10 protein-coding genes are annotated in these 13,177 nt (G+C 59.1%); 9 read left to right on the plus strand and 1 reads right to left on the minus strand.

Features of this window, described 5'->3' with window-relative positions; genetic code table 11:
• Window positions 1–37: 37 nt before the first annotated feature.
• From ASC97_RS06420 to ASC97_RS06440, 5 genes are all read left to right on the plus strand, one after another.
• Window positions 38–1,246 (plus strand): glycosyltransferase family protein, encoded by a 1,209-nt coding sequence (locus ASC97_RS06420; RefSeq protein ID WP_057467555.1) that lies wholly within the window; start codon window positions 38–40, stop codon window positions 1,244–1,246.
• A 45-nt stretch (window positions 1,247–1,291) separates the two neighbouring features.
• Entirely contained in the window at window positions 1,292–2,539 is a 1,248-nt protein-coding gene (locus ASC97_RS06425) for a glycosyltransferase (RefSeq protein ID WP_057467556.1), read from the plus strand.
• Entirely contained in the window at window positions 2,521–3,669 is a 1,149-nt protein-coding gene (locus ASC97_RS06430) for a glycosyltransferase family protein (RefSeq protein ID WP_057467522.1), read from the plus strand. The genes ASC97_RS06425 and ASC97_RS06430 overlap by 19 nt, the downstream gene beginning before the upstream one ends.
• Before the next feature lie 194 nt (window positions 3,670–3,863).
• The gene (locus ASC97_RS06435) at window positions 3,864–6,578 is read left to right on the plus strand and encodes an ABC transporter ATP-binding protein (protein WP_057467523.1); all 2,715 of its coding nucleotides are present in this window, start codon (window positions 3,864–3,866) and stop codon (window positions 6,576–6,578) included.
• An 85-nt stretch (window positions 6,579–6,663) separates the two neighbouring features.
• Window positions 6,664–7,134 carry a cyclic nucleotide-binding domain-containing protein gene (locus ASC97_RS06440; RefSeq protein ID WP_057467524.1) on the plus strand — a complete coding sequence of 157 codons (471 nt, stop codon included), beginning with the start codon at window positions 6,664–6,666 and terminating at the stop codon, window positions 7,132–7,134.
• Between the two features lie 72 nt (window positions 7,135–7,206).
• Here ASC97_RS06440 and ASC97_RS06445 read toward each other — a convergent pair whose 3' ends face one another.
• Entirely contained in the window at window positions 7,207–8,535 is a 1,329-nt protein-coding gene (locus ASC97_RS06445) for an MFS transporter (RefSeq protein WP_057467525.1), read from the minus strand.
• Between the two features lie 380 nt (window positions 8,536–8,915).
• On the opposite strand from ASC97_RS06445, the gene cyoA reads away from it, so the two are divergent.
• Genes cyoA through cyoD form a run of 4 tightly spaced genes read left to right on the plus strand, consistent with a single transcriptional unit; the run spans window position 8,916 to window position 13,151 of the window.
• Window positions 8,916–10,079 (plus strand): ubiquinol oxidase subunit II, encoded by a 1,164-nt coding sequence (gene cyoA / locus ASC97_RS06450; RefSeq protein ID WP_057467526.1) that lies wholly within the window; start codon window positions 8,916–8,918, stop codon window positions 10,077–10,079.
• A gap of 45 nt (window positions 10,080–10,124) precedes the next feature.
• Entirely contained in the window at window positions 10,125–12,128 is a 2,004-nt protein-coding gene (gene cyoB / locus ASC97_RS06455; RefSeq protein ID WP_057467527.1) for a cytochrome o ubiquinol oxidase subunit I, read from the plus strand.
• A 4-nt stretch (window positions 12,129–12,132) separates the two neighbouring features.
• Window positions 12,133–12,753, plus strand: coding sequence for a cytochrome o ubiquinol oxidase subunit III (cyoC, locus tag ASC97_RS06460; RefSeq protein WP_057467528.1), 621 nt, complete (start codon window positions 12,133–12,135; stop codon window positions 12,751–12,753).
• Window positions 12,750–13,151, plus strand: coding sequence for a cytochrome o ubiquinol oxidase subunit IV (gene cyoD, locus ASC97_RS06465; RefSeq protein ID WP_057467529.1), 402 nt, complete (start codon window positions 12,750–12,752; stop codon window positions 13,149–13,151). The genes cyoC and cyoD overlap by 4 nt, the downstream gene beginning before the upstream one ends.
• The last annotated feature ends 26 nt before the right edge of the window (window positions 13,152–13,177 follow it).

Genomic DNA, 13,177 nt, shown 5'->3' on the forward strand with positions numbered 1-13,177 from the left:
GCGGTGCTAGGTGATGTACAGCCAGGAAGGAATGCCCATGGCACGGCGACTCGAAGATGCCCGTATCCTCATGTACAGCCACGACACATTCGGGCTCGGTCATTTGCGCCGCTGTCGGACGATCGCCCATGCGCTGGTCGAGGACTATCGCGGTCTCAATATCCTGATTGTCTCAGGCGCCACCATTGCCGGCGCATTCGACTATCGGGCCCGCGTCGACTTCGTGAAGGTTCCGAGCGTGATCAAGCTTCGAAACGGCGAATACACGTCGCTTGCGAGCCATATCGATCTTCAGGAAACGCTGAAGATGCGGGAATCGATCATCCGTCATACGGCCGAGACGTTTCAGCCGGATATCTTCATCGTCGACAAGGAGCCAATGGGCCTCAAAGGCGAGGTGGAGGATACGCTTGCCTACCTCAAGTCGCGCGGCACGCAGCTGGTGCTTGGACTGCGAGAGATCATGGATGCACCCCATCTGCTGGATGCAGAGTGGAAGAGAAACGGAATTATGCAGAAGATCGATCAGTATTACGATTCGATCTGGGTCTATGGGCCGCCGGATTTCTACGATCCGCTGATCGGGCTGGATGTCCCGGCGAGCGTGCGCAGGAAGATGGATTTCGTCGGCTTCCTGCAGCGCAGTGTTTCGGCGAGCAAGACATCGATCAACGCCCGCAGCGACAACTATATTCTCGTGACGACCGGCGGCGGCGGGGACGGGTCCGATCTGGTCCACGACGTGATGAACGCCTACGAGCAGGACGCCACCCTGCAGCAGAAGGCACTCGTCGTGCTTGGGCCCTATATGCCGGCTGCCGAGCGCAGCAAGCTCGTGCAGAAGGGCGCCAGAATCCCATATATCGAGGTCATCGAGTTCGACAACCATATGGAAGAACTGATCGCTGGCGCAACCGGGGTTGTCGCCATGGGTGGCTACAATACCTATTGTGAAATTTTGTCGTTCGACAAGCCTGCATTGATCGTGCCGCGCGTCAAACCGCGGGAAGAGCAGCTGCTCCGCGCCCAGCGGGCAAGCGCACTCGGCCTGGTCGACATGCTGCTGCCCGAACAGTCCGCCGACGCGGCCGTGATGGCCGACGCGCTGAAACGCCTGCCACATCGCCAGCCGCCATCGATAAGCGGTTGCACTCTGAGGCTCGAGGGGCTTAATCACATCTCGCAGACGGTTGGACATTGGCTCGATAGCCGAGGCCCCCATCTTTCCGTCGTCGGCGCCGAGTGAGGGTTCAAGCCGAGTGAAGGTTCAGGCCGAGTGAAGATCCAGGCATTGCCGCAACGCCGGAAGATACTGGTCGTTCTGAAGGGCTACCCGCGCCTTTCCGAAACGTTCATCGCCCAGGAACTGTTGGGGCTCGAACGGGCCGGCTTCGACCTGACGCTGATTTCGATGCGCCGTCCGACCGACAAGAAGCGGCATCCGGTGCACGACGAGATCAAGGCGCGGGTTGTCTATCTGCCCGAGTATCTGCACGAAGAACCGATCCGGGTGTTGAAAGGCGTGGTTTCGGGCTTCCGCATGCCAGGGTTCAAGGCGCTTGTGAAACGCTTCCTGAAGGACCTGCCGCGCGATGTTTCGCGAAACCGTTTCCGTCGGCTGGGCCAGGCTTTGGTGCTGGCGCGCGAATGGCCGGACAAGGGCACGTGGCTGCATGCGCATTTCATTCACACGCCAGCCTCTGTCACGGAATATGCCAGCATCCTGACCGGCGTGCCCTGGACCTGTTCCGCGCATGCCAAGGACATCTGGACCTCACCCGATTGGGAACTGAACGAGAAGCTCGGCAGCGCGCGCTGGACCGTCACCTGCACGAAAAGCGGCTATGAGCACATGCGTACGCTGACGGAGCGCAAGGAGGCGGTGCATTTGAGTTATCACGGCCTGGATCTGGCGCGATTCGGACATTTTGCAGAGCAGAGGCCTTGTCGCGACGGCAGCAACCCGGCTGATCCCGTCTCAATCCTGAGTGTGGGCCGTGCTGTGGAAAAGAAGGGATATGATACGCTGCTGCAGGCACTCGCACGCCTGCCGGCAGACTTGCACTGGCGCTTCGAGCATATCGGCGGCGGCGACGAGTTACCCAGGCTGAAGGCGCTGGCGACGACACTTGGCGTTGCCGACAGGATCACCTGGAAGGGAGCGCTCGCACAGGATGATGTGCTCGATCACTACCGTCGATCGGACATCTTTGCGCTCGCCTGCCGGATTGCAGCTAACGGCGACCGCGACGGGCTTCCCAATGTTCTGGTTGAGGCATCCAGCCAGCGGCTGCCCTGCATTTCCACGTCCGTGTCCGGCGTCCCCGAGCTTCTGGTTGACGGAGAAAACGGATTGCTGGTACCGCCCGAAGACCCCGTCGCATTGGCCGTGGCGCTGGAAGCCGCAATCCGGGATCCGAAGCTGCGCCGCACGCTGGGGGATAGCGCAGAGCAACGGGTGCGTGCGCATTTCGACCATCACGCCAGCATCGAACAGCTCAGCCGCCTTTTCGACTCGGAATGGCAGAGGGCATCATGATAGCGCCGCGGGTTTTCTTTTACGTTCAGCATCTGCTCGGCATCGGTCACATCGCCCGGGCAAGCCGTATTGCCAACGCGCTTGCATCTGATGGCTTCGATGTTACCGTTGTCACCGGAGGCTTGCCCGTTCCGGGCTTTCCCGCCGAGGGCATCAAGACCGTTGCCTTGCCACCGGTGGTCGCAAGCAACGCAGGCTTCTCCGGTCTTGCCGAAGCCAATGGCACGCCTGCCGGCGAGGAATTTCTCAACCGGCGCCGCGACATTTTGCTATCCGCCTTTCGTGACGCCCGGCCCAATGTCGTCATCGTGGAAGCCTTTCCGTTCGGACGCAGACAAATGCGCTTCGAACTGCTGCCCCTCCTCGCTGCAATCGAACAGGCTGACCCCAGGCCGAAGCTGCTGAGCTCGGTGCGCGACATCCTGCAGGAAAACCGCAAGGCTGGCCGGGACGCGGAGACTGCAGCGCTCGTCCAGAACCACTTCGATGCGGTTCTGGTGCACGGCGATCCAGCATTCGTCCTTCTGGAAGACACGTTCCCCCTCACCTCGGACATCGCCACCAAGGTTGTCTACACAGGGATCGTCGCGCCGCTGCAAGCTGCCGAGCCGTCGGATGTCTACGACATCATCGCATCCGTGGGCGGCGGCGCTGTCGGAATGGATCTTCTCGCCGCTGCCGCACGGGCGGCCGCAATTCTGCCGGCGGATCTGCGTTGGTTGCTGATCAGCGGCCCCAACCTGCCCGAGCGCGACTTTGCCGCGCTTTCAGCGGATATGGCGCCCAACGTGACACTCGTCCGTTTCCGCAAGGATTTCCCGTCGCTCCTGCGCGGCGCACGGGTCTCCATCTCGCAAGCGGGCTACAACACCGTAGGCGACCTCCTGAAAACGGACTGCCGCCCGATCCTGGTACCCTTCGTTGCCGGTGGCGAGACCGAGCAGACCGTCCGGGCCGAACGGTTGAAGGCCCTTGGCCTTGCCGATATCCTGCCCGAGAAGGACCTGACGCCCGAACTCGTCGCGGCTGCCGTCGGCGCGGCCCTGGAAGCGCCGGCGCAACCCTCCACCACGCTCGACCTCGATGGCGCTCACAAGACGGCGCAGATCATTCGCGTGATGGTCGGTTGAAACGCTCGCACTTTACGAAACTCCTATGATATAAAAAGATTCCCGCGAGAATCGGCGCGATGATTGCAAGCCGCTTCGCGTTGTTTTCGTTGGGGTATCCAGCGGCCCGGTTGCATGGTTCTTTTCTCGGCACTTCGCTTCTGTTCTGCGACGGGGTTGTTGATTAAAATTTTCCCGATAATTGACGGTTAACAATGGAAAAAAGCCTCGCGCGCTACATCTGGTCGAACACGCGGCTGCAGCAACTCTGGATTTTGGCGGTCGTTGCGCTGTCAATGATACCCTATTTCCTTTCGTTCGATCTTCCCAAGCAGATCGTCAACGGTCCGATTCAGGGCTCCGGGTTTGAGGGCGAAGGCGCGACACAGACCTTCATGCATCTCTCTTACACCTTTCCTGTCATCGGAAAGGTCGAGTTCTTCTCGGGCCTGCAGCTGGACCGGCTCCAGACGCTCATGGCGCTCAGCCTGGTTTTCCTGGCACTGGTGGTCTTGAACGGCCTCTTCAAATTCTACATCAACACCTACAAGGGCCGGCTCGGAGAGCGCATGCTGCGGCGTATCCGCTTTCAGCTGATCGACCGCGTCCTGCGATTTCCTCCCAACCATTTCAAGCGGGTGAAGTCGGCTGAAATCGCCACCATGATCAAGGACGAGGTAGAGCCCATGGGGGGCTTTACCGGTGACGCCTTTGTGTCTCCCGCCCTGCTTGGAGGACAGGCACTCACGGCTCTCATCTTCATCATCGTGCAGAATTTCTGGCTGGGGATGATCGCCGCTGGCATCGTCGGCGTTCAGGCCGTCATCATACCGCGGATGCGAAAGCGCCTGCTCGAGCTTGGTCGCCAGCGCCAGTTGACCGCTCGCGAGCTTTCAGGGCGTGTCGGCGAAATCGTAGACGGCATCGGCACGATCCACGGCAACGACACGTCGAACCTCGAACGCGCCGACATCGCCGCCCGACTAGGACTGATCTTCTCGATCCGCTACGACCTCTATCAGTGGAAGTTTCTCGTCAAGTTCCTGAACAACTTCCTCGCCCAGGTCACGCCTTTCCTTTTTTATGCAATCGGCGGCTACCTGGCCCTGCAGGGACGTCTGGATATCGGCCAGCTGGTGGCGGTGATCAGCGCGTACAAAGACCTGCCCGGCCCGTTGAAGGAACTGATCGACTGGGACCAGATGCGCCAGGACGTGCAGGTGAAATACCAGCAGGTCTACGAGCAGTTTAATGTCGAGCCCCTGATCGACGAGAGTATCCATGTCGTTGCTGGCGCAGCGGTCACGCCGTTGGCATCGTCGATTGTCGTCAGCAACCTGTCGGTCAGCGACGACAGCGGTGCGCGCCTGATCAATCACATATCCGTCGAGATCAAGCCGAATGAAACAGTTGCCGTCGTCGGCCCGAACGCGAGCGGCGCCGAGGCGTTCGCCGAAGCCCTGGGGCGTCTGGTCTGGCCGGATTCCGGTCGCATCACAATCGACGGCAAGGACTTGCTGGAGCTTCCCGAATCGGTCACCGGACGACGGATTTCCTATGCATCCGCCGACATCTATTTCTTCCAGGGCACGCTCCGTGACAACATTCTCTACGGGCTGAAGCATGCGCCGCTCCGCGACCCGGACTATGACGAGCAGACCGCTCTTGAGGTCAAGTGGCATGCTGCCGAAGCCCTCAAGGCCGGAAATCCCACACTCGATCCGAACAGCGACTGGGTCGATTATCAGGCGGCAGGCGCCACCGGCCCCGATGACATTCTCAAAGCAATACGCCCGGTGCTCGACGCCGTACTCATTTCGCAGGACCTTCTTGACCTGGCGCTTCGTTCGACGGTCGACACAGCTGTGCATGTGACGCTCGCCGGGCATATCGTCGATGTGCGTGCGGCACTTCGCGAGCGCATGCAGGAGTCGGACCTCGCCAGCATCGTGGTGCCGTTCGACTTCGACGCCTACAATATCCAGGCGACGGTCGGCGAGAACCTCCTGTTCGGATCCATGAAGCGGCCGGCCATGAACAATCGCCGTCTGGCCGCGCATCCGTATTTCCAGGCGCTTTTCCGCGAGACGGGACTGAGCAACGATCTCTATACAATGGGCCTTGAGATCGCCGAAAACGCCGTCGAACTCTTCCATGACCTGCCGCCGGATCACCCCTTCTTCCAGCAGTTGACGTTCATGACGGCAGATGACATTCCGACCTATCAGGCATTGCTCCAGAAGCTCACGAGCCGGAAGTTCGACGATGCTACACCCGAGGAGCGCTCATCCATCATCCGGCTGAGCTTCGCCTACATCGAGCCGCGGCACCGCTTCGGTCTTCTGACCGACGAGTTGACGGCAAAGATCGTCAGCGCCCGTAAGCAGTTCCACGAGAATATTCCAGAAGATCTCGCCGCCGTCATCGAGCGCTACGACCCTGAGCACTTCATCTCTTCGGCAAGCCTGATGGACAATGTGCTGTTCGGTCGTATTGCATACCAGCAAGCGGACGCATCGTCGCGCATCCGGGGGATCATGGGAGAGTTGTTCGACTCGCTGGATCTCTTCGATGACGTGCTGTCCATCGGACTGGAGTTTGACGTCGGCTCCGGCGGGAAGCGTTTGACAATGGTGCAGCGCCAGAAGCTGAACCTCGCCCGGGCTCTTCTGCGGCGGTCCGACTATTTCATTCTCAACCGACCGCTTTCAGCGCTCGACCAGCGCGTCCAGGACCAGATCACCCACAACATCGTCAACGATCTGCACAAGGAAGGGGAGCGGCCGACGATCGTCTGGGTATTGTCGAACGCGAAGCTTGCGGAGATATTCGACCGAATTCTGCTTTTCGACCGCGGAAGCCTTGTCGAAGCCGGAAACTTTCCTGAGCTTTCGGAACAAAACGGTATGTTCAAGGAACTGTTATCGTAATATCCTATATCAGCGGCAATAGTGGCGTCCTCGAGAGACGCAATGGATCGAGCGCACCGAATGTGCGGCAGGGATAAATACGCTCATGCTGTTGAGAGACGAAGTCGAAATGCTGCGGCGAGTGCCGATCTTCTCCAGGATTGCGCCGGCCAAGCTCAAGCTTTTGGCCTTCACCTCTGATCGAATGACCTACAATCTCGGTCAGGATCTCTTTCGACAGGGCGATCCGGGCGATGCTGCCTACGTGGTTCTGTCTGGTACTGCCGATATTCTTGTCCATTCGCCCGCTGGCGATATCAAGGTTGCGGACGTCGAGCCCAATTCCATCGTCGGGGAAATTGCCATCCTTTGCGACGTGTCGCGTACAGCCACCGTACGCGCGACCTCGCCGCTGGAGGTGTTGCGTATCAGCAAGGAGCACTTCCTGAAATTGCTAAGCGATTTCCCGGAGATGGCTGTCGAAATCATGCGCGTGCTAGCCGATCGCCTCAACCACACGACCGCTGAACTGACCGCTGCCCGGGCGGCTAAGCGACCGCAAGCAGCGGCGGTGTAATCAAACAGGCGCGCTTCGCCCAGCCAACAAAAAATCCGCCCTAGGCGGACTTGTTTTTATTGCCGGTAGGGATCAATCGCGCTGTTCGAGTGCCTTGCTGAATGCCAGCGCCGCCAGCGTGCAGATGGCACCGGAAAGCAGGTAGTATCCGACGAATGTCAGGCCGAAACGGCTGGACAGGCTGAGCGCCACGAGTGGCGCGAAACCGGCGCCGACCAGCCACGCAAGATCCGATGTGAATGCCGCGCCGGTGTAACGGTAGCCCCGGCCGAAGCGTGAAGAGATCGATCCCGTTGCCTGGCCGAAGGACAGACCGAGGACACCGAAGCCGATGATCACGAAGGCATCCTGCCCCTCGGAACCCGCACCGATCAAAATGGGGCCGATGAAGCTGAAGATCGCGATCAGGATCGCACATGCTGCCAACTGGCCGCGCCTGCCTATCCTGTCGGCGATCATGCCGGACGCGACAATCGCGATCAGACCAACCACCGCTCCGATAATCTGGACCACCATGAAGGTGCCGATAGGCTGACTGCCGTAGAGGCTCATCCAGCCGAGCGGGAAGATCGTGACCAGATGAAACATCGCAAAGCTTGCCAGCGGTACGAAAGCGCCAATCAGGATGTCGCGCCCATGAACCCGCACCACGTCCCGTATAGGCGCGGCCTCCAGTTCATGCTGCTCGAGGGCCGTACCGAATTCCGTCGTCATGACGAGGCGAAGACGGGCGAACAGCGCAACCACGTTGATCGCGAATGCGACGAAGAACGGATAGCGCCAGCCCCAGCTCAGGAAATCCTCGGGGGAAAGATTGGCGATGAAATAGCCGAACAGAGCGCTTGCCAGCGCAAAGCCGATCGGCGCGCCGAGCTGCGGGATCATGGCATACCAGCCACGGTGATTCTTCGGTGCGTTGAGCGCCAGCAGCGAGGCCAGCCCGTCCCACGCGCCACCAAGCGCAAAACCTTGCCCGAGCCGGAAGAGCGAGAGCAGCAAGATCGACCAGACACCGATTTCATTATATCCGGGGAGGAACGCAATAGACGCAGTCGAGCCGCCGAGCAGGAACAGGGCGATCGTGAGTTTTGTGCCTCGACCGTACAATCGGTCGATTGTCATGAACACGACCGAACCCACAGGCCGGGCGAGAAACGCGAGCGAGAAAATCGCAAAGGAATAAAGCGTCGCCGTCAAACGGTCGGGCGCGAAGGGGAATACGAGCTGCGGGAAGACCAGCACCGAGGCAAGGCCGTAAACAAAGAAATCGAAGAATTCCGACATGCGCCCGATAACGACGCCAATTGCGATACTGCCAGGCGAAACCGGCTTGTCTCCATGAATTTGTCTTGCGTCGCGTTCCATCGACGTGGACGACGGTCCATGTGTTGCATTAGCCATTCAACGCCTCCCTCATTGAGACGCTTGCGGCAAAGCGCCTCATACCGATCTTGAACTAACCGTCATGCATATCAAGTCTGAGGAACGCAAATAGTTCACTGTCGACCTCTCAAAATTATATGTGGATGAAAAATCGCGCGCCCGGCGGCGTAATTCGTCCCTGAGATGGTGGTCGTTGTCGATCGCCCGGATATATTAGCCTTTCAAAAGTATTGCGGCCGTCTTCAATCCTTCATTTTTTCATCAGGATTTCGACGGCCGGCCACGCCTGTTTATCCCGCAGTGCGGCAATTCTGCTGCACTGCGACCAAACACCTCATGTTGCTGCCAGTTACAGTGCTTTAGTCGCGGTTCGGACGAAACAACAAGAGCATAGAGACGTGCAAAAACTGCCGAAGTTTTCCCGCCCTCTCCTCATCTTGCCGCTGCTTCTGACGCTGGCAGGATGCAATCTGGTGGTCATGTCGCCCTCAGGCGACATTGCAATGCAACAGCGCGACCTCATTGTCGTGTCGACGGCATTGATGCTGCTGATCATCATCCCGGTGATCATTCTGACGCTGTTCTTTGCCTGGCGCTACCGTCGGTCAAACACCAGCGCAACCTACGATCCCGAGTGGCATCACTCCACCCGGCTCGAAGTGGTCATCTGGTCTGCACCGCTGGCGATCATCATTGCGCTTGGCGCCATAACCTGGATCAGCACCCACAAACTCGACCCCTATCGTCCGCTTGATCGGTTGGACGCCGAACGCAGCATTCCTGCCGACGCCAAGCCGCTGACGGTCCAGGTCGTGGCGCTCGACTGGAAATGGCTGTTCTTCTATCCCGATCTCGGCATCGCAACTGTCAACGAACTGGCAGCCCCGGTCGACGTTCCTATCAATTTCCAGATCACCTCTTCTTCGGTGATGAACTCCTTCTACGTGCCGGCACTCGCCGGCCAGATCTATGCGATGCCCGGCATGCAGACCAAACTGCATGCCGTGATCAATGCGGAAGGTGTCTATGACGGCTTTTCCGCGAACTACAGCGGCGCCGGCTTCTCGCATATGCGCTTCAAGTTCCATGGCTTCAACCGCGAGGGTTTCGATGCCTGGGTGGCGCAGGTCAAGGCCCAGGGCACGGCGCTGAACCGCGACACCTATCTGAAGCTCGAGCGCCCGAGCGAGCGTGAGCCTGTCCGTTACTTTGCGTCGGCCGACAAGGATCTTTTCAATGCGATCCTCAACATGTGTGCGGCGCCCGGCAAGATGTGCATGAGCGAAATGATGCATATCGACATGATGGGCGGCGGCGGCAAGGAAAGCGCCGAAAACCGCGAGAAGCTGAAATATGACGATCGCCATGCCGACGGCAACGAGGGCACTCATGGTGCCCCTGCTCCCGGTAGCGAGGGCCAAGGGAACACCGAGCCGACGCCCGCGACGGACGATGCCGGCGGCATGCAGAACATGCCGGGCATGCAGCATGACGGGCATAGCATGCCTGGAATGGACCACGGCACTGGCGATCAATCTCCTGCCCAGCAGAGCAACAACTAGGCCTGGCGCTTTGCGTCGATAAGACATCAATGAACGGGTTATTCCATGTTTTCCAATCCTGACCTCCTGAAGTTCATCTTCGGTCGGTTGACCCTAGAGGCGATCCCCTATCACGAGCCAATTCTCGTCGCGACGTTTGCGGCTGTGGCACTCGGGGGCATCGCTCTTTTGGGCGTCGTCACCTATTTCAAGCTCTGGGGCTATCTCTGGCGCGACTGGCTAACCAGCGTCGATCACAAGAAGATCGGCATCATGTATGTCATCCTGGCGCTGATCATGCTGCTGCGTGGCTTCTCCGACGCGATCATGATGCGTCTGCAGCAGGCAATGGCCTTCAATGGCTCGGCCGGCTATCTGCCTCCACATCACTACGACCAGGTCTTCACCGCGCACGGCGTCATCATGATCTTCTTCATGGCGATGCCTTTCGTTACGGGTTTGATGAACTTCGTCGTGCCGATGCAGATCGGCGCGCGCGACGTTTCCTTCCCGTTCCTGAACAATTTCTCCTTCTGGATGACGGCGGCAGGCGCCATCATCATCATGATTTCGCTCTTCGTCGGGGAATTTGCACAGACCGGCTGGCTTGCCTATCCGCCGCTCTCGGGCTCGGATTACAGTCCAGGGGTCGGCGTCGACTATTATATCTGGGGCCTGCAGGTCGCAGGTATCGGTACCACGCTCTCCGGCATCAACCTGATCGCCACGATCGTCAAGATGCGCGCGCCCGGCATGACATTGATGAAGATGCCGATCTTCACGTGGACATCGCTGTGCACCAATATCCTGATCGTTGCCAGCTTCCCGATCCTGACAGCCACACTGGCGCTGCTCTCGCTCGACCGCTACGCCGGTACGAACTTCTTCACCAACGACCTTGGTGGCAATCCGATGATGTATGTGAACCTCATCTGGATCTGGGGCCATCCGGAAGTCTACATCCTCGTGCTGCCGGCCTTCGGCATCTTTTCGGAGGTCGTCGCCACCTTCTGCGGCAAGCGCCTCTTCGGCTACGCCTCGATGGTCTATGCGACAGTGGTCATCACGATCCTCTCATACCTCGTCTGGCTTCATCACTTCTTCACGATGGGTTCGGGCGCAAGCGTCAACTCGTTCTTCGGCATCACCACGATGATCATCTCTATCCCGACAGGGGCAAAGATGTTCAACTGGCTGTTTACGATGTATCGCGGTCGTATCCGCTACGAAGTGCCGATGCTATGGACGATGGGCTTCATGATCACCTTCGTGATCGGCGGCATGACCGGTGTCCTGCTTGCCGTTCCCCCAGCCGACTTTGTCCTGCATAACTCGCTGTTCCTGATTGCCCATTTCCACAACGTCATCATCGGAGGCGTCGTCTTCGGCCTGATGGCGGGCGTTACCTACTGGTTCCCGAAGGCTTTCGGCTACAAGCTCGACCCGTTCTGGGGCAAGATGTCGTTCTGGTTCTGGCTGATCGGCTTTTACTTCGCCTTCATGCCGCTCTACGTCCTCGGCCTGATGGGCGTGACGCGTCGCGTATCGCAGTTCGAAGATCCGTCGCTGCAGATCTGGTTCATCATCGCCGCGTTCGGTGCAGTCCTGATTGCCGTCGGCATCGCCTCCTTCCTGATCCAGCTCGTTGTCAGCTACCGGAAGCGCGAAGAGCTGCGTGACGTGACCGGCGATCCCTGGGATGCCCGCACACTGGAGTGGTCGACCTCGTCGCCGCCACCCGAGTACAATTTCGCCTTCACCCCGGTCGTCCATGATCACGACTCCTGGTACGACATGAAGGCACGCGGCTATGCCCGACCGCTGGAAGGTTTCAAGCCGATCCACATGCCGAAGAACACCGGCACCGGTGTCATTCTCGGGGCGATCAGCGTCGTCTTCGCCTTTGCCATGATCTGGTACATCTGGTGGCTCGTGGCCGTCTCGTTCGTCGCGATGATCGCCATCTCCATCGGCCATACGTTCAACTACAACCGTGATTTCTACATCCCCGCAGAAGAGGTCACGGAAACGGAAGGCAAGCGCACCGCAATGCTTGCAAAGCAGGTGTAGGACCATGAGCGAGACGATAATCGACAAGGCCGCTGAGCCCGAATTCTACATGACGGAAGAGCATCATCCGGAAGGCAGCACGATGCTGGGCTTCTGGCTCTACCTGATGAGCGATTGCCTGATCTTCGCAATTCTCTTTGCGACCCACGCCGTTCTCGGCCGCAACTATGCGGCCGGTCCGTCGCCCTCTGATCTCTTTGATCTGCGGCTGGTGGCTATCAACACCTCCATGCTGCTCTTCTCATCCATCACCTACGGCTTTGCCATGCTGCAGATGGAGCGGCAGCGGAAGGCCGAGACGCTCTTCTGGCTAGCCGTTACCGGTTTGTTCGGCGCCGCCTTCCTTGGCCTCGAACTCTATGAGTTCGCACATCTGATCCAGGAAGGTGCCGGGCCGGGGCGCAGCGCGTTCCTCTCCAGCTTCTTTACGCTGGTCGGCACGCACGGTCTGCACGTCACCTTCGGCATCATCTGGCTGGTAACGCTGATGGTGCAGGTGTCGATGCACGGCCTGATCCCGGCAAACCGCCGTCGTCTCATGTGCCTTTCGATGTTCTGGCACTTCCTCGACGTCGTCTGGATCGGCGTATTTTCCGTTGTCTATCTTTTGGGAGTTCTCGGATGAGTTCGCACGCACCCGCACATGAGGACGCTCACGAAGCCCATCATGGCCACAGCCACGGTCACGAGGCAGCGCACGGTACCTTCAAGAGCTACATGATCGGCTTTGTGCTGTCGGTCATCCTGACTGCCATTCCATTCTGGCTGGTCATGGCAGGCGTCTTCGAAAGCCATGCCGTTACAGCCACCTTGATCATGGCGTTCGCGGTCGTGCAGATCGTGGTCCACATGATCTTCTTCCTGCACATGAACCCGCGCTCCGAAGGCGGATGGACGATGATGGCCCTTATCTTTACGCTGCTCATCGTCGCTATCGCCCTTTCAGGCTCGCTCTGGGTCATGCATCATCTGAATACAAACATGATGCCGATGAGCCCGGAAATGATGAAAAACATGCCGTAACAGGCGCAACGGGCGGCCGCAGTGCC

Origin of the sequence: Rhizobium sp. Root1203 (assembly GCF_001424945.1) — a bacterium.
In the GTDB taxonomy this organism is placed as follows: domain Bacteria; phylum Pseudomonadota; class Alphaproteobacteria; order Rhizobiales; family Rhizobiaceae; genus Rhizobium.